Origin of the sequence: Pseudomonas sp. UBA6315, assembly GCF_002438125.1 — a bacterium.
Taxonomy (GTDB): Bacteria; Pseudomonadota; Gammaproteobacteria; order Pseudomonadales; family Pseudomonadaceae; genus Aquipseudomonas; species Aquipseudomonas faucium.
Genome location: NZ_DJTF01000183.1, coordinates 114634 through 134572, shown reverse-complemented (window position 1 = coordinate 134572; position 19939 = coordinate 114634). Strand labels below are relative to the sequence as shown.

Annotated in this window: 14 protein-coding genes; all 14 read right to left on the bottom strand. The window is 65.4% G+C overall.

Annotated elements, in window-relative coordinates:
- Positions 1–44 precede the first annotated feature (44 nt).
- The 14 genes from B3E94_RS22260 to hflK (B3E94_RS22195) all read right to left on the bottom strand — a co-directional run bounded on the left by B3E94_RS22260 (position 45) and on the right by hflK (B3E94_RS22195) (position 19890).
- Positions 45–1487, bottom strand: coding sequence for a purine-cytosine permease family protein (locus tag B3E94_RS22260; protein WP_286915235.1), 1443 nt, complete (start codon positions 1485–1487; stop codon positions 45–47).
- A gap of 57 nt (positions 1488–1544) precedes the next feature.
- Complete coding sequence (locus B3E94_RS22255; protein WP_286915234.1) at positions 1545–2729, bottom strand: iron-containing alcohol dehydrogenase; 1185 nt, start codon at positions 2727–2729, stop codon at positions 1545–1547.
- 12 nt (positions 2730–2741) lie between these two features.
- Positions 2742–4232, bottom strand: a complete 1491-nt coding sequence (locus B3E94_RS22250; protein ID WP_286915233.1) for an aldehyde dehydrogenase — start codon at positions 4230–4232, stop codon at positions 2742–2744.
- 406 nt (positions 4233–4638) lie between these two features.
- Entirely contained in the window at positions 4639–6324 is a 1686-nt protein-coding gene (locus B3E94_RS22245; RefSeq protein ID WP_286915232.1) for a hydantoinase B/oxoprolinase family protein, read from the bottom strand.
- Positions 6325–6326: 2 nt separating this feature from the next.
- Positions 6327–8372: a hydantoinase/oxoprolinase family protein gene (locus B3E94_RS22240; protein WP_286915231.1), complete on the bottom strand. Its 2046-nt coding sequence runs from the start codon at positions 8370–8372 to the stop codon at positions 6327–6329.
- A 56-nt stretch (positions 8373–8428) separates the two neighbouring features.
- On the bottom strand, positions 8429–9142 hold the full coding sequence (locus B3E94_RS22235) for a TorF family putative porin (RefSeq protein ID WP_236237051.1): 714 nt from the start codon (positions 9140–9142) through the stop codon (positions 8429–8431).
- Between the two features lie 132 nt (positions 9143–9274).
- Positions 9275–10576, bottom strand: coding sequence for a purine-cytosine permease family protein (locus B3E94_RS22230; protein WP_236237052.1), 1302 nt, complete (start codon positions 10574–10576; stop codon positions 9275–9277).
- A 164-nt stretch (positions 10577–10740) separates the two neighbouring features.
- On the bottom strand, positions 10741–12531 hold the full coding sequence (locus B3E94_RS22225; protein ID WP_286915229.1) for an aminopeptidase P family protein: 1791 nt from the start codon (positions 12529–12531) through the stop codon (positions 10741–10743).
- 3 nt (positions 12532–12534) lie between these two features.
- Positions 12535–13068, bottom strand: a complete 534-nt coding sequence (locus tag B3E94_RS22220; RefSeq protein ID WP_286915227.1) for a peptidylprolyl isomerase — start codon at positions 13066–13068, stop codon at positions 12535–12537.
- A 130-nt stretch (positions 13069–13198) separates the two neighbouring features.
- A complete protein-coding gene (locus B3E94_RS22215; protein ID WP_236237055.1) occupies positions 13199–13687 on the bottom strand; it encodes an Lrp/AsnC family transcriptional regulator in 489 nt (162 codons plus the stop codon).
- Positions 13688–13835: 148 nt separating this feature from the next.
- Positions 13836–15803, bottom strand: coding sequence for a heavy metal translocating P-type ATPase (locus tag B3E94_RS22210; protein WP_286915226.1), 1968 nt, complete (start codon positions 15801–15803; stop codon positions 13836–13838).
- A gap of 58 nt (positions 15804–15861) precedes the next feature.
- Positions 15862–16887 (bottom strand): protease modulator HflK, encoded by a 1026-nt coding sequence (hflK, locus tag B3E94_RS22205; RefSeq protein WP_176514011.1) that lies wholly within the window; start codon positions 16885–16887, stop codon positions 15862–15864.
- Complete coding sequence (hflC, locus tag B3E94_RS22200) at positions 16874–17911, bottom strand: protease modulator HflC (protein ID WP_286915224.1); 1038 nt, start codon at positions 17909–17911, stop codon at positions 16874–16876. Before hflC ends, hflK (B3E94_RS22205) begins: the two co-directional genes overlap by 14 nt.
- Positions 17908–19890 carry a protease modulator HflK gene (gene hflK, locus B3E94_RS22195; protein WP_286915223.1) on the bottom strand — a complete coding sequence of 661 codons (1983 nt, stop codon included), beginning with the start codon at positions 19888–19890 and terminating at the stop codon, positions 17908–17910. The genes hflC and hflK (B3E94_RS22195) overlap by 4 nt, the downstream gene beginning before the upstream one ends.
- Positions 19891–19939: the final 49 nt, after the last annotated feature.

Here is a 19939-nt window from a genome sequence, read left to right as displayed (position 1 = left end):
ATCTAGCAAGATTTACCGCTGCGCGCAGGTGCTCAAGCGCCAGCTCAAGCCGTGGCGCCGTTTTCCAGGTCGTGGTCGAGGCGGCCGACCTGGCTGAGTTCCTGGCGAATGTTCTGCGAGCGGCACAGCCACCAGTAGGCAAGCGCGGATACCGCCAGGCCGATCGGCATGCTGATGTCGGCGCCGTCCAGTTGCCGCGCCACGTACCCGGTGTACAGGCCGGTTGCGGAGAATGGCAGCATGACCACGAAGCCGATCAGGTAGGCACCGATGCCCCGCCAGTTCCAGCGCCCATAAAGGCCATTGGGCTTGAAAATTTCGCGGATGGAGAACCGGCCGTGGCGCACGACGTAGAAGTCCACCAGGTTGATCGCCGTCCACGGCGTGAACAGGTACAACAGGATGGCCAGAAAATCACCGAAGTCCTTGACGAAGTTGTCCGAGGCGGTCATCGCGATAGCGATCGCCGCGCCGCCCACCGCCAGCATCGACAGCACCCGCTTGAGCAGGGTCGAGGTCTGGGTCTTCACCGTGTCGACGATGCTCAAGAGCGTGATCGATGCGCCGTAGAAGTTCTGTGCGGCACTGGTCACCAGGCTCAGCACGGCGAGGATCAGGACGAATTGGCCGAAGCCGTGGAACACCATGTCGCCCAGCAGTACCAAGCCCTTGGCAAGATTCTGGCCGGGGCTCAGGGCGGCGGCCAAGGCGCCGAGCAGCATCATCCACACGCCGCCAATCATCGCGCCCAGGTACGTCCACCAGAATGACGAGCGCACGCTGACATTCGGCGGCAGGTAGCGCGAGTAGTCCGACACATAGATCGCCCAGCTCAGCTGGTAGGCCGCGGCAACGAAAAACTGCGCAAGAAAGGGCGTCGCCTTGAAGCCGCTGAGGGTCAGCTGCTCCTGCGGCAGTTTCACGTAGACGCACAGGCCAACGGTGAACACCGCCATCACCGCGATCAGCAGGAACGCCAGCCAGCGTTGTACCTTGTGGAAGGTGTTGTAGCCAGCAATGGCCATGGCGATGGCCACCAGCGAGAAGAGGATCGCCGACGGCTCCTGCGGGGCGTCGAACAGCTCGTGCAGGGTCTGCCCTACCAGTAGCTGGTTGAAGGCGTTGTAGCCGACGTAGGTGACGATGGCCACCACGTACACCAGCAGCGCGCCCAGGTAGCCGAATTGCGGCCGCGACTGGATCAGTTGCGGCAAGCCCATCTGCGGGCCCTGGGTGGAGTGCCCGGCCATGAACAGGGTGCCGAAGGCGCAGCCCAGGAAGATGGCGATGGCAGACCACATCAGGTTGGCGCCAAGGCCGATGCCGATGATGCCTACCGCCAAGGTGGTCAGGTGCGCCTCGCCACAGAACCAGATTGGCCACAGATGCCAGGCCTTGCCGTGGCGCTCGGCGAGGGGCACATAGTCGATGGAACGGGTTTCCAGATTCAGCCGTCCGCTGGCGGAGGCAGTCTTGGGAGCTGACATGGGTTCGTACCTTTATTTGTTTTGTTGTGAGCACAGCAAGGTCGTCGCTTCCCGCGACTAGGCCCGTTCCTCTTCCAGGGCCAGATGCAGCAGCGTTTGCAGGTCTTCGAAACTGCTTGGGCGCGGGTTGGTCTGGCGCGCCGGGTCGCCCATGGCCTTGCGCGCAATGGCTGGAATATCGTCGCGGCGCAGGCCCAGCGAGGCCAGGGAAACCGGGATGCCAAGGCGGTCCAGGCGGGCACAGATCGCCTCTTGGAAGCTCTCGAAGTCTTCGCCCGCCAGGCCCATGGCGCGGCACACCGGCCCCAGGCGCGGCTCGATGGCCGCGCGGTTAAAGCGCAGCACCCTGGGCAGGATCATCGCGTTGGTCAAACCATGGTGGCTGTTGTAGGTGGCGCCGACCATGTGGCTGAGCGCATGGACCAGGCCAAGCCCTTTGAGAAACGCCACGCCCGCCAGGCACGAACCGATCAGCATGCGTGCGCGTGCTTCAAGGTCGTCGCCCTGCTCCACCGCTTGCTCAAGTGAACCCCAGAGCAGCTCCAGCGCCTGCAGCGCCGCGCCGTCGCAGAGCGGATTGAAGGTCGGCACAAAGTAGGCTTCCAGGGCATGGATTACCGCATCCAGGCCGGTCCAGGCGGTCAGGTGTGGTGGCAGGCTGAGGGTCAGTTCGGGGTCGAGGATCACCGCCTGGGGGCGCGCCAGCGGATGCCAGACGCAACCTTTGATAGCGCGCTCGCTGTCGGTGAGCATTGCCGTGCTCTCGGTCTCGGCGCCAGTGCCGGCCGTGGTCGGGATGCAGATCACCGGCGGGAAATCGCTGGCGACCAAGCCTTCGGGTACCGGCTTGTCGAAATCGAACGCCCACAACGGCAGGTGTGTCTGCCGGGCCACCAGGGCCACGGCCTTGCCGCCGTCCAGGCCGCTACCGCCACCGAGGGCGATGATGCCGTCGGCGTGCCACTCGCGGAATATCGCAGCGCCTTTGAGCACCGCGAGGTCACTGGGGTTGGGCTCGATCTCGCCGAACAGGCCGCAGGCCAGGCCCGCCCCGTTCAGCAGGGCCTGCAGCTCGGCCACGAAAGGTAGGCGCAGCGAGCCCTGGTCGGTGACGATCAGCGGCCGGGAAATGCCATGGCGCTTGCACAACTCGACCAGCGCGGTCCGCGCGCCTGGGCCGTACTCGATGGGAAGTGGCAGGCTCCAGCTCTGCCGCGACAGGGGGGAAAGGTTGTCAATCACGATAATGCACCTTCAGCAACGGATGATGGTCGACTTGAGTTCGCTGTACTTGTCCAGGGCGTGCACGGAGTTGTCGCGGCCATTGCCGGACTCCTTGAAGCCGCCGAACGGGAAGTTCATGTCGAGCAGCTCGTCGTAGCAGTTCACCCACACGGTGCCGGCACGCAGGCCTCGCGAGGCACGGCGGATGGCGCCGAGGTCGGCTGACCAGAAGGCCGCCGCCAGGCCGTATTCGCTGGCATTGGCAAGCGCGATGGCGTCGTCCAGCTCATCGAATTCGATGACGCTCAGCACCGGCCCGAACACCTCTTCACGGGCGATGCACGAGGTGGCGTCGGTGGCAAAGATGGTCGGTTGCAGATAGTGCCCGCCGGGGACCACCGCGCAGCCCTCGCCGCCCAGCAGCAGGCGAGCTTCGCGCTTGCCCAGCTCGATGTAGTGGCGCACACGCTGGTACTGGGCATCATCGATCAGGCTGCCGGTGACGCTGGCCGGGTCCAGCGGGTCGCCAGGCAGATAGGCGCGCGCGGCCTCCAGCAGTTCGGCGATGAATGCCTCGGCAATGGGCCGCTGCACCAGCAGGCGCGAACCTGCGCTGCACACCTGCCCCATATTGCTGAACACCGCAGCCGCAGCAGCCTGCGCCGCACGGCGCAGGTCCGGGCAGTCGGCCATGACGATATTTGCCGACTTGCCACCCAGCTCCAGCCAGACGCGCTTGAGATTACTGTCTGCCGCATTGCGGCTGATCTGCCGGCCGACAGCGCCGGAGCCGGTGAAGGCCAGGCAGTCGATGTGCGGGTGCAGGCTGAGCAGGCGACCGGTCTCGCCATCGCCCGGCACCACGTTGAAAACACCCTCGGGGATCCCTGCCTCGCGGGCCAGGCCGGCAATGCGCAAGGCGCTCAGCGGGCTCTTCTCCGAAGGCTTGAGAATCACGCTGTTGCCAGCGGCCAGGGCCGGGGCGAACTTCCAGGCCGCCATCAGCAGCGGGTAGTTCCAGGGCACGATCGCCGCCACCACGCCGACCGGCTCGCGCGTCACCGTGCCGAAGAACTGCGGATCGCAGGCGGGCACCTCGCCGGCGACCTTGTCGACCAGCTCGGCAAACCATTCCAGGCAGTAGATGGCACTGGGGATATCCACCGCCGTGGTATCGGCGATGGGTTTGCCGGTGTCCAGGGTTTCCAGCAGCACCAGCTCCTCGGCATGCGCCCTCATCAACGCAGCCCAGCGCAGCAGGGCGGCCTTGCGCTGGCGTGGCATCAGCTCGGCCCAGCCACCACCCTGGAATGCCCCACGGGCGGCAGCCACGGCGCGGTCCACGTCAGGCGCACGGCACAACGCAACCTGCGCCAGCGCGCGCCCATCAATCGGGCTGTGCACAGCAAAGGTCTCGCCATCGCTGGCCCCTACATAAGCGCCGGCGATGAACGCACGCGCCTCCACCACCAGGTCGGTGCTCTGTGCACGCCAATAGGCGGCATCTTTGAGTTGCGGCATGCGCATCCCCTCATGTTGTTTTTATCAAGGCCCGGGGATGCTAGGCCATACTGAAAAACCATTCAATAGAGCGCTCGGCATTTATTGAACTATTTTTCAGTAACGAGAGAGGAAGCTGCTGTGCTCAGCCAGGGCATGCGCAGCTGGAAACGGGCCTGCAGCCCCGTAGATCAAGACGCACAAGCGCACTCCGAGGTCATGTCGATAACCCGGGGGCATTGGTTGTGGAGGATCTGATGGGGGTCAGTTGGCAGATTCAGCAACTGGAGGTACACGGGGGGGGTGGCCCTGGTCGGCCGCACCAGCCACCACGTGGGGCTGAGCGATCGGGGCCGGGATGTGTATGGCGTAGCGAAGGTACTGCTGGCAGGCCGGCCGTAGCGATCGGCCTGCCAGCTATTCATGCCTATTCGGCAAACGCTCGATACTGGGGGTATTGCTCCAGCGCCTGTGCCCTGCTCAGATAACCCGCTGCCACATCAGCTTCGATCGCCGCCACAGGGCGCTGCGCTGCGGGCCCCCAGCCGCCGCCGTTGGCGGTGACCAGACGCAGCAGGTCACCCTTGTGCAACGCCACTCGGTTGGCACGCGCGAAGCGTTGCCGGCTGCCGTCCGGGCGCTGTACCTCGGCATAGTTGCAAGTCCCCGTCGAGCCCCCTTCGACACCCCAGGGGGGTGTCACGCCGCGACCAAAGAAGGTCGAGATCCACGCCCTGTCGGACAAGACCCGGTAATCCAGCACCACGCCCCGCCCCCCACGCTGGCGCCCCGCACCTGCGCCTTCGGGATTGAACGCATATTGCTCCACCAGCACGTCATAACAACGCTCGGTGATTTCCACTGGGATGTTGCTGGTTTCCCCGTTGCCGACACAGAACTGGCCGCTTTCGCCGTCGGCATCCTGCGCCGCCCCCCAGCCACCGACCAACGGCTGCACCAGCAGGTACTCTGCGCCGGTTTCTCGGCTATGCCCATTAAGGACCATCGAACACACCGAGCCCAATTGACCGGCGATCAAGCGGTCCGGCAGCAGCGGTGCCAGGGCACGGCGGATGACGTCGGCAGCTGCCACCATCGACTCGAAGTAAGCCGACACCGGCGCTGGGCGCTGTGCCGTGCAGATGGTGCCGGCCGGGCAGATCACCTCGATGGGCCGGAAACACCCGGCATTTGCTGGCACCCCTGGGCGAACCACACCCATGAACACTTCGCGTACCGCCGACTGCAAACCGGCCAGGGTGTTGTTGATCGGCCCCGGGGCCTGCAGGCTGGATCCGCTGAAGTCGACCAGAAAACGCCGGTCGGTGATCTCTACGCGCACCTTGACCTGGAACGGCCCATTGCCAAGCCCATCTTCATCAATCACATCCTCGGCATGGAACACGCCTTTAGGCAACGCCTTGAAGCTGTCCAGCACCATCGCCTCACCATGCTCCAGCAAGCGCTCGATGGCATCCAGGGTAGTGGCCTGGCCATACTTGGAAACGATCGCCAGCAGGCGCCGCTCACCCACCCGCAGCGCCGCGGCGCAGGCATGCATGTCGCCGACCGTCATGTCTGGCAAGCGCACGTTGGCGGCAATCATGTCCACCAGGGCCTGGTTGATGCGCCCCTGGTCGTAAAGCCGGACCGTCGGAAACTGCAGGCCTTCCTGATAGATCTCGCTGGCGTCGGAGCTGAAGCTGCCGGGGTCCTTGCCACCCACCTCGGTCCAGTGCGCCTTGTTGGCAGTCCAGGCGATGAGCTGATCGCCATCGAATACCGGCATGATCATCGACACGTCGGACAGGTGCGTGCCGCCCCCCCCATAAGGGTCGTTGGTGATGAACATGTCGCCTGGGTGGATGTCCTGACGCGCGAATTTCTCAAGCACGCTGCGCACCGCACCGTCCAAAGTGCCGATGAAGCCGGGGATGCCGTTGCCCTGGGAGATCAGCTGGCCTCGGGCATCGGTAAGGCCAATGCCGTAATCGAGCGCCTCATAGATGATCGGGCTCATGCTGGTGCGCTTGAGCGCGATGAACATTTCCTCGCCAATGGCGACCAGGGCGTTCTTGATGATTTCGCAAGTGAAAGGGTTGGCGTGCTGCATGCTCATGCCTCCTGCGCCTGAATATGGATGTGCAGGCCGCCATACGCGTCGACTTGCACGCGGTCACCGGGCCGTACCACGGTGGTGGTGGTCGCCTCTTCGACAATGGCCGGGCCAGCAAAGCACATGCCCGCCAGAAGCGCCTCGCGTCGATAGATCGGCGTCGCAAGCAGCTGCCCGGGTTCGAACTCGACCTGCCGCTCACCCGCGCGCGCGGCTTCAGCACCGACGCCTGCGCACGGTGCCAGTGGCGCGATGGGCGACTTGGGCACCTCGGCGAATACCACCAGGTGCAGGTTGACCACCTCGACCGAGCCCTCCAGGCGGAAGGTGTAGTTCTGCTGGTGACGCTCGTGGAACGCCTCCAGCACTTCACCCAACTGACGGCTTCGCAGCGGGACCTTGACGGTGTGCTCCTGCCCCAGGTAGCGCGCATCCAAATGCCATTCAAAGCGCAAGCTCTCACGGGCCAGGCCATCACCCACGAAATCTGCCTCGGCATTGGCCTGCAGCATTTCGAAGGCGCGCACCAACTGAGCCAGGCCCGCCTCGTCGAGCTGTTGCAGGTGGGTCTGGATGTAGTCGCGACGCACATCGAGCATGAGCATGCCCCATGCCGAGAACACACCCGCAAAAGGCGGGACGATGACCTTGGGAATACCCAGCTCGGCCGCCAGCGCCGTGGCATGCAAGGCGCCGCCACCACCAAAGGCCATCAAGGAGAAATCGCGCGGGTCATGGCCTCGGTTCACCGATATCAGCTTGAGTGCATTGACCATGTTCGCGTTGGCAATCTGCAGCACGCCATGGGCCAGCTGCCCGGCAGAAACGCCAAGGCGCTCACCGAGCTCGGCGAAGGCCTGCTCCACGGCCATGAGGTCTGGCTCGATTTCGCCATTGGCGAAACCCTGGGGGTTGATGCGCCCGGTGAACAGGTTCGCGTCAGTGGTGGTCGGCATTCGCCCTCCACGCCCATAGGCCACAGGCCCTGGAGTGGAACCAGCGCTCTGCGGCCCCACACGCAAACTGCCAGCAGCATCGATCCAGGCGATACTGCCGCCGCCGTTGCCGATTTCGACGATGTCCACCACCGGCGTCATGATTGGGTAGCCCGCGCTGGTGGGCGTCTTCTCGATCACATAGTCATTGCTGATTTCCACGCTACCGCCATGGATTAGCGAGCACTTGGCAGTGGTCCCGCCGATATCCAGGGCCAGCACATCACGCTCGCCGATCAGCTCGCCATAGGCCTGGGCACCCAGCATGCCACCCACCGGCCCCGACTCCACCAGGCTGATGGGGTCATTCTTGACCGCGGCGACCGGTGCGATGCCGCCGTTGGATTTCATGATGAAAGGCGGCTGGCGCAGCCCTTTTCGGGCCAGGTGATGCTGGAGGTTGTCCAGGTAGGCGCAGGTGGCCGGCATGACGTAGGCCGACAAGACGCAGGAATTGCTGCGCTCGTATTCGCGCCAGCCCCGGCTGACCTGATGCGACGCGATCACTGCCACCTCGGGCCACGCCGCTCGGATTGCCGCCACCAGCTGCTGCTCGTGTTCAGGGTTGCGATAGGCATGCAACAGGCACACAGCGATGGCCTGCACCTGGGCCTGACGCAACGGCTCCAGCAGTGCCGGCAGCTCGTCGAGCGCAAGCGGCGTGAGCACTTCACCGCGGTAGTTCAGGCGCCCGCTGATTTCCAGGCGCAGTTGCCGGGGTACGAACGGTGGCGGCTTGCGGTAACGCGGGTTGAAGATATCGGGCGTATTACCGCGGGCGATTTCCAGAACATCGCGAAACCCTCGGGTGGTGATCAGCGCGGTCTTCACGCCCTTGCGTTCGGTCAGCGTGTTGATCACCACGGTGGAGCCGTGAGCGAAGAAGTCGATATCGGCGCTGCTCACGCCGCTCTTGTCCAACGCATCGAGCAGCCCCTGTTCGAAGGCGGGTGGCGTGGTGTCGGCCTTGACGGCACGCACGATGCCATCTTGCAGGTAGACCAGGTCGGTAAAAGTGCCACCGATATCGGTGGCGACGCGGATAGCCATGGCATCCTCCAGTTACAAGGGCAAGGCGTGCCGGCATGCGCGCGGCACGCAGGCATTCAGAAAGTGTGGGAAACAGTGAAAATGAAGCGGCCGTCGTTGCGCAGGTATTCGCCGCTGTTATGGAAGCGGCCATGCAGGTCGGTATCCACCCAGCTGATCTTGGTATCGACGGCGCCGAAACTGCGTTTGAGCGAAACTTCCCAGTTGCTGTACTCGTGGGCGCCGGTGACGTCGGTCTTGCGGTAGTACTGCCCGAATGAATGGCCCGCCATGAAGTACAGGTCGAACTGCCAGGGCAGGTTGACGGTGTAGTCCGCGGCCAGGTAATGGGACTCCAGCGATGTGCTGACCATGTCGTCGGAGTAGTAGTAATAGGCGTTGAAGTTGCCGTACCCGGTGCTCAAGCCAATCTCCGGGTAGTCGATGTTGTAGTGGGTACCGGGGAAGTAGTAGTAATAGCCGATGACCCCGTAACGGATGCCGTTAGCCCACTGGCCGTTGTACCCCGCGTACAGGTCCACCTCGATATCGGCGCCATCATCGTAGGGGTCGCCGTCCCTGAAGCTGTCGGTGTTGGAAACCCAGGTACCTGCGTACGCGCCACTTTCCCCCGCCCAGTCCAGCGTGGCGCTCAGCGCGGGGTCGTTGCCTGAGTAACCAATGCCGCGCATTTGGTATTCGCTGGTCAGGGCGACGGTGCTGGAGACCTGTGCCTGGGCGATGCTGCAGCAAGCCATGCTGGCAAGAAGCAGGTATTTTGCGTTGTTCAAGCGTGTGTGCTCCTGAAGCTTTCTTGTTGTCATCGGATCGGCAGTTCAGCTGCCGTCCTGGTGGTTTCGGTTTATTCCAGGCAAAGGCCGGCCCTCCGTGGCCAGGCCCGGTGCCTTCTACGCGAAGGGAAATCAGCTACGTTTGCGTTGCAGGTGCGCCTGGCCGGCCACGCTGCTGCTAATGCGCTGCAGTACCAGGTAGGCGCCCAAAGCGATCAGCAAAGAGTCGAGGGTTGGCTGGCTGGTGAGCGTCCAGCCTTCGTAAGTCGTCATCCAGGCCAGCAGGCTGGCGAGCGCCCAGCTGATCAGGGCCGGCCAACCGAGACCCGGCAGGCGCGGCAGGTCGTCGATGTCAAAGCGCTGTCGTCTGACGATGAAGAAATCTGCCAGGTAGATGCTCGCCAGCGGCGGGATCACGATGCTCAACGCCAGGATGAAGTCCAGGAAGTGGCTCATGAAGCCACCCAGGGCTAGGGCGGTGGCGACCAGGCTGCCAACGAGGGTGAGTTTCATGCTGCTGGTGCGTGCCACGGTGGCCAAGGTCAATGTCGCGGAATAGAGATTGGCGGTGTTGGTGATCCAGGTGGAGAACACCAGCACCAGCAGTGCCGGAACCAGCACGCCGAGCACGGCCATGATCTGCATGATCTCGCCTTGGCCCGTGACGATGGCCAGCAACCCGCCGACGATCAACACGAAGGGGAAACCAATGACCATGCCCAGCAAGGTAATCAGCGCATCCCGATCACTGCGGGCGTAACGGGTGAAATCCGGCATCAGCACCGGGGTGAGCACGACCATGCCGATGGTGCTGGCAATGGCCAGGGACACGCTCTCACCACTACCGCTAAAGCCCGCCAACTGCCCTGCACCGGCTTTGCCCAAGCCGAGGAACAAGGTGTAGAGGAGGAACGCCGCCATCAGCGGCACTGCGCAGATCGACAGTTTGTCGAGCCCGCGCAGACCGAAGATAGCCATCAAGGTCATCAATGCACTGCCCCAGATGTCATGCAGCCAGGCTGGCGTATCGAACCCGAAAGCGCCGTGCAATGCACTGGCTACCGTACTGCCGAAGATATCCACGGTAGCGGCATAGAACCCCAGCAGGGTCACGGCCATGATCAGGTTCAGCAACTTGGCGCCGTGCCGTCCGAAGGAAAACTGCAGCACCATGTAGGTACTCAACCGACTGCGCACCCCCACCAATGCCGTCAGTGACCCCAGCAGGCCGAGCACTGCACAGACGCCGATGAACAACCAGCACGAAGTTTGAAAACCCACCTTGGCACTCACATCGGCGCCAAGCCAGAACACCGGCAAGGTCATGCCGATGCCGAATGTGATCAACGCCAATCCATAGCCGGATACGGTCTCCTCCTGGGGCACCGGTCTGCGGGTGTAACCCTCGGTTACCGCGCTTTGTGTATCACTCATGCTCGCCTCTTGCTGGGCAGTGCCGGCTCCGCGTCAAGCCACGGATCTCCGGCCAGTCATTGAAATTGTTATGAGGCGCTCGCGAACGCTGGAGAAATCTTATCCCCCACCGGCAAACGTATATTTCACTTTTGCAGGTGGAGAAACGAACATCCGGTGGTATTTCAGGAGCGGGCCGCAGATTGTTCGGCAACCGCCGCCTTGGCGCGCAGCCAGGCAGCGACATCTGGCGCCAATGCTGGCAAGAGCTGGCGACACACCTGCTGATGGTACTCGTCCAGCCAGGCGCGCTCGGTGGCCGACAGCAGTTGCCGGTCGATCAAGGCCGGCTCGAACGGCGCCAGCGTCAAGGCACGAAAACGCAGGAAGCCAGGGTGACGAGGGCACTCGATCACTTCGTAGAGGTTTTCTATACGAATGCCCAACTGCCCCTCCAGGTACACGCCAGGTTCGATGGACGTGACCATCCCGGGCTGCAGCGCAACCGCGCTGGCATGCGGCGCGATACGCTGCGGCCCCTCATGAACCTGCAGGTAGCTACCAACGCCATGCCCGGTGCCATGGGCATAGTCCAGCCCGGCCTGCCACATGACCTGCCGAGCCACGATGTCCAGTTGCTGGCCGCTGGTGCCGTGGGGGAAACGGCTATCGGCAAGTGCGATATGGGCCTGCAGAACCCGCGTGTACAAACCCCGCTGATGCGCAGTTGGCGGCCCGACAGGCAGTACCCGGGTAACATCGGTGGTGCCCTGCGGGTATTGCCCTCCAGAGTCGATCAGCAGCAACTCCCCAGGCCTGAGCGCCGCGGCCTGGCCCGCCTTGGGCAGATAATGCGGTTGCGCTGCATTGGCCCCGCAAGCGGCGATGGTGTCGAAGCTCACGCCCCGGTAATCGCCATCCATGCGCCGGTAGCCTTCGAGGGCAACGGACACGGTCAGTTCGTCTCCCCCAAGGTAAGTTTCGGGGCATGTTTCGAAAGCATGGAGGAAACGGCACAACGCCACACCATCGCGCCGATGCGCCTCGCGCGTGCCGGCCAATTCTGCGGCGTTCTTGCAGGCCCGCAACACAGGCAACGGATGCGCGGCGCGATACAGCTCGCAGCCGCTGGCCTGCAACAGCGCGAAACTTGCGGCATTGCAGGACGTTTCGTCGACCCAGACGCGCTGCACCCGCTGCGCCTGCAAGCGCTCATCCAGGCGCTCTGCCGCCGTTGCAGGCACCACCCGCACGGCCTCTGGCAGCCAGCCCGGTGGCAAGGCCAGGCGCTGCGCCTCGATAAACCAGTCGAGCCGGCCGTCGGCGTACAGCATGGCGCAGCTAAAAGGCAACGGTGCCAGGGCGATATCCTCGCCGCGCACGTTGAGCAGCCAGGCCAGCATGTCCGGGGCAGGCAACCACAAGGCATCGCAATGCTGCTCGCGCAATCGAGCAGCCAGCAGCGCCAGCTTGCTGGCGGCCGGCTCGCCGGCCCATTGCAAGGGTTGCGCAGTCACCTGGCTATTGGCAGCCTGCGGGCGGCCTTGCCAGCAGCTGTCCACCGGGTTCGCCTGGCAAGCCGTCAGTACCCAGCCACGCTCGGCGGCCCGACGTTGCCAACCTGCCCACTGTGCGACGCTGTGCAACCTGGCATCGGCCAGCAGTGTTGCGCCAGCCGGTAGTCGCTCGGCCAACCAGATGAATAGTTCATCGTCGCCCTCGGGCAGCACGTGCGCCAACTGTCCGCACTCGCGCTGCGCCTGCAAGCGATACCGCCCATCCACCAGCAACGCGGTACTGTGTGCGGCCACGGCAAGCAATCCTTGGCTACCGGTGAAACCACTCAACCAGCACAGGCGCTCATCGGCCGGGGCCAGGTCTTCGTTAAGGTATTGATCGCTGCGCGGCAGCAGAAAAGCATCGGCGCGCAAATGCGCAAGGCATTGCCGAACAGCCTTCAGGCGTTGTGCATACATGTTTCAGGCACTCCGACAGGCACGCAGGATGCGCACTTCTGCTTCAGGTTCCAGGTACTCCTCAGGGCCTGCAGCGGCGAAAATAGCCTCGACCACCGCCATGCCTTCGCACACCTCGCCAAATGCCGCAAAACCCAGGCCATCAGGATGACGCGCGCCGCCAAAGTCGAAATGCGGCTGATCGCCCAGGCACACAAAGAAGTCGCCTTCGGCACTGTCTGGCTCTTCCCGGCCCATGGAAAGCGTACCGTGGCGGTGGGCCAAGCCCGTCTGCTGAGTAGTCTCCAGCGCAATCATTGGCAAATTGCTCGCTACCAGGGGCCGTGTGCCGCCATGGATGACACTGATGCGAACAGGGTCGCTGGCCGTTTGGTTGTGCGGGTTGACGATACGGAAAATGCTACTGCCGTCGTAGCGGCCAGAATCGACGTAAGCCAGGAAATTGGCAGCGGTGAGCGGTGCACGGTCAGCGTGCAGGCGCACACTGAAAGTACCCAGCGCGGTTTCGAAGGTGACGACGGGTTGGACGTTAGGCATAAGGACCTCGGCGTTCGGAAGCCTCCATTGTGGAGACCCGACGCTGTCGAGGTATCGGAGTTGGCCGCCACCTGCCGCAGATACTGCGGTATTTGCGGCAGGCGCCCGCAGATTGTTCAGGCGTGGTGCGTTAGTCTCGCCACATCAGCCTGTCCAGCGGATAGCCTGCAAACCACTTGGTCTTGTCAAGGATGAAATGGCTTGCAATTCTCAGGATGTTTTTATCTTCTTCGACCAGCGTTTCACACAACTGATTGAAGTCGGTAACCGTCGAGCAAGTGGCCAAGGCAATATAGTCATAACCGCCGTCCACTTTCAGGCAGTCGACGAACTCTTTGCGCTGGCGGATACGCCGCTCGAAGTCCGCCCTCAAGTTGGCGGCATGATCCCTCAGGCTGAACATCACGTAGGCCATGACATTGTAAGTTATCTGGTCCAGGTCGATCGAAGCCATGTACTGCCTGATATAGCCCGCTTCCTCGAGCGCCTTGGTCCGTTGCAGGCAGGCACTGGGGGACAAACTTATTTTCTCGGCCAGTTCAAGATTACTGATGCGCGCATTATTCTGCAGTTGTTCAAGAATGGCGCGATTGGCTCTGTCGAGTTTAACTTTCTTCATGGGCTGGGCGGGTCCACAACTAAAAGGCCCTTCATATTTGAAGGGCCCCGGCAACCATCTACGCTACTCGCCTGATATGAAAAGGTCAATTCCAAGGGCACGCATTCACACTTCGTCGGCGCGCTAAATGTACCTGGCTCCCACGGTCCTAACCCGCCTCTATCTGTTGAGTGCGTGACGACATGGCCTCCCCCACGAGCCGCTCGTCATAGCGCAACAAGCGCCCGGCATTGGTCAGCACCAACAACGTACTGAGGTTGTGCAACAGCGCCGCCACCATGGCCCCGGCCGCGCCGAGCAGGCCGAAGGCGGCCGCCAGCACGATCGCCAGCGTCCAGCCCAGCCCGATCAGCACGTTCACCTGCAGCGTGCGCCGGCATTCCCGGCTCAGCCGAATACAGGTGCCCAGCCGGCGCAAGTCACCATTGATCAGCACGATATCCGCCGCCGCCAGCGCGATGTCGGCACCGCCCGCCCCCATCGCCACCCCGACCACACCGGCCTTGAGTGCCAGCGAATCGTTGATGCCATCGCCCACCACCAGGGGGCGGAAGCCGACCTCGAGTTCCTGGTTCACCTGCCGCAGCTTGTCTTCCGGCAACGCCTCGGCCACCACCCGGCTGATGCCGACCTGCGCGGCAATGGCCTCGGCCACGCGGCGGCGATCGCCGGTCAGCAGCAGCTGGCGCTGCAGGCCCAGCTCGCGCAACTGCTGCATGGCCTCGGCCGATTCGGCGCGCACGTTGTCGGCCAGCAGCAGCCAGGCCAGGAAGCGGCCGTTCAGCGCCAGCCCGGCGATGGGGCCATCGTGGTCGGGCACGGCGGGCACATTCAGCCCCAATTGCCGGAACAGCTCCGGGCGCCCCAGCGCCGCATCGCCCTCGGCGGTGCTTGCGACGACGCCGAAGCCCTGGCGCTCGTGAATCTCGGCCATGGGTAGATGTTGGTCATGGGGCACCAGGGCCGCCAAGGCGCGGCTCACCGGGTGGCTGCTGGCCGCGCCGAGGCTGGCGGCCAGGCGCAGGGCTGCAGGCTGCGAGGCACCCTGCGCAAGGCCGACCACGCTGTGCAGGCGCAGCTCGCCGTAGGTCAGCGTGCCGGTCTTGTCGATCACCAGCGAAGACAGGTCGGCCAACTCTTCAAGGAAGGCCGAGCCGCGGATCAAAATGCCATGCCGGGCGGCCACGGCAATCCCCGCCACCGCCGTTGCCGGCGCGGCCAGCACCAGGGCGCAGGGGCAGGCGGCCACCAGCACGGCGAGCATGGCCTGGGCGTCGCTGGTGATGAACCAGGTCACGGCGGCAATCAGCAACACCAGCACCAGGTAGCGCCCGGCATGGCGTTCGAGCAGCCGGGTGATCGGCGGCTTGGCCTGCTCGGCGCGTTGCATCAGGGCGATGACCTTGCCCAGCGTGGAATCGTCGCCGACGCGGGTAATCTCCACCCGCAACAGCCCGTCGAGGTTGATCGAACCGCCATAGATGTCCATGCCCTTGGCCACCTCCAGCGGCACCGCCTCGCCGGTGATCGGCGCGGTGTCCAGGCTGGCCTGGCCGTCGAGGACGCGGCCATCGGCCGGCACCCGGTCACCGGCGCGCACCTCCACCTGGTCGCCCGGCGCAAGGCTGGCGTTATCCACTTCCTCGATCTGGCCATCGGCGCCGATCCGCCGCGCGTGGCTGCGCGTCAGCCGCCCCAGCGCCTCGATGGCCTCTTGCGAGCCCAGCACGCTGCGCTCTTCGAGCATGTGGCCGAAGATCATGATGATCGGCAGCAGCGCCGCGGTGGCGAGATCCCCGGTTGCCCAGGCGCCGAGCATGGCCAGGCCGATCAGTTGGTCGGTGATGCCGTGCAGGCTGGGTTGGCGCAGGCTGTGCCAGGCCGAGCGCAGCACCGGCACGGCCACCAGCAGCGAGGCCGCGCCCAGCAGCAACTGACTGACGCCCTCCTGCTCCGGGGCCAGCCAGCGCCACACCAGCCCCAGGGCCAAAAGCCCCAGGGCCAGCATGGCCAGGCTCAGCTGGCGGGCGGCGGTACGCCGCTCGCTCTGGGTCAGCAAGCCGGAGGTGAGGTGGGTGTGGGCATGCTGATGCCCATGGCAATGATGAGCACTCATCGCGAGTACCTCCAGCAAGGTGGGTGAGCCGAACGTTCAGGTGCAGCAAGGTGCATGCTCATGGCTTGGGCCCCTGCAGGATCATCCGCCCCGTGTCCTCGCCATTGACGGTGGTGACCGAGCCTGCGCGGGCCAGGATCGCCGGCACCCGCTCGCGGTACAGGCGCAGCAGCAGCTGCGGATCCTGCTGCTGGCTCAGGCCGACGATCGTGGCGGTGTCGGCATGGGCGCGGGACAGCCGCTCGGTCGCCGCCGCCTCGGCCATCTGCAAGGTGCGGTCGGCCGCCTGGGTGGCCTCCTGCAGGCGCCGGGCGGCGTCGTTGCGGGCCTTGGCCACGGCCTGTTCGGCCTGCTGGCTGGCGGTGAGCACCGCGTTGAAGGCGCCGACCGCCGACCAGGGCAACGACGACTGGATATCGACCCGCACCACCTCGATGCCAAGGCCGGCGCCAGCCGCCTGCAGCCGTGCGAGGCTGGCATTGACGCCCTGCTGCAGGTCACCGCGCAGGCGCTCGCGGCGCTCGGCCAGCTGCGCGTCGCCGCCAACCAGCTCGGGGCGTGCCACCAGGATGGCATCCATGTCGCGCGAGGCGCATACCTGCACCGCATTGCGCTCCACCAGGCGGTCCAGGGCGGGCTCCACATGCGCCCCCTGGCGGGCGAAGGCATAGGGGTCGGTGACGCTGTAGAACACCCGCACGTCCAGCTGCACGGCCCCGGCGTCGCCGGTCAGCAAGTAGCCGGAACCTGCCGTGGCATCGCTGGCCAGGGTGCCGTCCTTGTCGGACTTCTGCGCAAGCGCCGAGCGCAGCAGCAGCTCGACCCGCCGCTCGGTCACACGCCCCGCCGATGGCAGCATCACCACCTGCTCGAACGGCTGCGGCCAGGCCAGCAACAGGCCGGCATTCTGGATGCGCTGTTCAGCGCCCAGGCGCAGCACCACGGCGCGGTTCTGCGGCCCCACCTCGCGCACATTGCCGAACAGCCAGCCCAGCGCCGCCAGCAGCGTCACCGCGTACAGCGCAATGAAGCCGATACGCCCGGCCTGCAACCAGGGGCCAGCGCGGCGCTCACTTGTGGCCATGTTCGCCTCCGCTGGTTGGTGGCAGCAGCGGCCCGTCGACCAGGGCGCGGAACGGCGCGGCATCGGTCCTGAGCACCAGGCGCGTGCTGGGGTTGATGATCGAGCCCAGCGTGTCGAGCGAGCGCAGCAGGGTGTACAGCTCGGGCGCGCCGGCATAGGCCTTGGCGTAGATGTCCGCGGCCTGGACTTGCGACTGCGCCTGTATCTGGGCGGCCTTCACGTTGGCATCGGCCTCCACGATCCTGGCGTCGCGCTCGGCAGCGGACTGGATTTCGGCGGCCTTGCGCTTGCCTTCGGCGGTGCGCTCGGTGGCGATGGTTTCGCGCTCGGCACGCATGCGGTCGACGGTGGCATCGAGGGTGACCTTGGGCAGGGTCAGGCGCTCGATCCCCACCTGCACCACGCGCACGCCATAGGTCTTGATCAGCTGCTGCTCGATCTGCTCGCGCAGGCGCTGCTCGAAGTCATCGATGCGCACCTTGTTCGCCTCGACATTGACCAGGTCGCCCAGCTCGAAACCGCTGGCGGTGGTTTCCAGCGCCGACCCCACCAGCGTGCGGATCTGCCGCGCCGCCTCGTCGGGCTGGTTCTGCACCGCCCGCATGAACAGCTGGATGCTCTGCGCGTCGGGCGCTACCTGCCAGGCGATGTAGGCCTGCACGATGATGCGCAGGCCATCGCGGGTGCCCACGTCCTGCAGGCCGCTGGAGGTGGTGCGCAGGCGCAGGTCTACCGGCACCGCGGCCTCGAAGGGCACCGGCCAGCGCCAGGCCAGGCCGGGTTCGGTGAGCACCCGCGAAGGGTTGCCGAAACGGGTGATGACCGTTGCCTCGCCGACACGGACCTGGACGAAACAGGCCGTCGCGGCCATCACCAGTACCAGCAGCGCCGCCACGCCGATGCGGCGCCAGGCCGGGCGGGCGTGGCCTGGGGTGTGGGCGTGATCATGGTGATGGTGACCGTGGTCGTGGTCGTGGTCGTGGGAAGCGTGATGGTGGTGGGCGTGGGGGGTGTTGGCGCTCAAAGGTTACGCTCCTGGCTACGTCCAGATACGGATTTTTGCGGGGTGGGGTCGACCGGCAGCGCATAGCTGCGCAGGTCCAGCGTGGGTGCCTGGCCCGCCGTCAGGCGGTGGTCGATGATCAGGCTGCTCACCCCGGCCATCCCTTGCGACAACTTGTCCAGGTACTGCTCGAGGATGAAAGCCTGGCCGGCCTGCTGCCAGGCGGTGCGCTCGGCGGCAAAGCGCAGCGCGGCGATGCTGGCGCCGGTGGCTGTCTCGTGGGCCTGGGCCGTGGCCTGGTCGGTCAGCCCGGTGGCGGTGAGGCGGGCCTGGCTGGCCTGCTGCGCGGCCTGCCCGCGGTCGCGGGCGATCAGCGCCTGGGCCGTGATCTGCGCCGCCTGCACGGCGTGGTAGGCATTGGCGGCGCCGGCAGGCGGGTGGATCGCCTCCACCGAGGTCGCCAGCAGTTCCACGCCACTGTCCATGCGGTCCAGGTCTGCCTGCACTGCGCGGCCGATGTCGCGGCCGAGCGCTTCACGTTCGGCGCCCAGCAAGCCATCCAGCGAACGGCCGGCAAAGTCATGAACCAGCACGCGGTTGGCAGTGCTGCGCAGCAGTTGCGCGACGTCGGCGCTGTGGTAGGTGGCGGCCAGCGCCGCCGCGTCGCTCATGCCGATGCGGTAGATGAAACGCACATCCATGTTGACGATCTGGAACCCTTGGCGGCCGCCCTCGCTGCCGGCGATCACCTGCGAGTTCTCGCTCAGGTGGGTGGCATCCCACAGCCGGTTGGAGGTGCCGGGTGCCGGCCCCTCGGCGGCCGCCAGTGGGTCTGCGCTGCTATCGGCGCCCGAGGTGGCCAGCTCGTGGATGACGCTGTTGTCGACCTTCAGCACCTTGCCAAAGGGCCAAGGCAGGCCGGCATGCAGCCCCGGTGCGTACACCTGCACGGGCTTGCCGAAGCGTTCGTACACCCCGCGCCCGTTCATCGGCACCTCGACGATGCCGGTCAGCAGCCAGCCGACCAGCGCCACCAGCAACGCCACCGGCAGGAACGCCCGGCGCATGAACGAAAACGCCCAGACCTGACGCAGGTCGATACCCAGGCGCTGCTGCAGTTCGCTGTGCAGCGCCGCCATTGGCCGGGGCGGCCATTGCAGCAGGCCGCCCACCACGCTGCGGGCCACCAGGGTCGGCTCTGCACGCGGGCGCTGCGGGCGGAACATCGACAACCCGGTGCGCAGCAGCAGCTCCAGCGCCGCCAGCCCCGGCAACAGGCCGATCAAGGCCGCCAGCCGCGCCGGCCACAGGCGTTCGCCATCGATGCACACCAGGCACACGATGCTCAGCACCTGCACGGCGATGACCACCCGAATGAAGGCAGCAAGCGGCTCGGCCTCGGGCCATGCCGCCTCGCCTTCGGCCACCAGGTGGCGTTCGAGCACCACCAGGCCGAACGCGGATGCGGCCAGCAGGCAGACGGCAAACCAGGTCACCTGGCCAGCCAACGCCGGCACGGCAAAATCGAAGCGCCAGGCACTGTTCACCAAGCCCATCGCCAGCCCGGCCAGGCCAAACAGCCACAGCCGCTGCGGGCCGATCCTGCCCAGTTGCCGCCGGCAAGCCGCCGCCATCGCCTGGCACCAGCGGTCGTAGCGGCTGAGCGAGCCAGGCTCGGCCGCCGCCACCTCGGCGCCGCACCAGAACGCCAGCGCCGCGGGCGCCTTGCCCAGGGCCGTGGCACGCCAGCTCGCCACCCACCAGGCCGACTGCGCCGCCGCAGCCAGCAGCCACAGCGCGGCGGCATTGACGGCCAACAAGGCCAGCCAGCAAGTGTTCGGGCTGAACAGCCCGACAGCGCCTTGCAGCAAGCACAACAGCAGGGCGGCAGCCGCCGATAGATAGGTCAGCGACACCAGCCAGCGCGTGTGCACCGGCGAACGCTGAAAACGGGGCAACCCATCGAGGTCTATTGCCTCGGTGTCCAGATCGACGCTCATGAAGACTCCAGGAAGTACCGGGCGCTGCGTGCCGTGCCCCCCGGGTTCA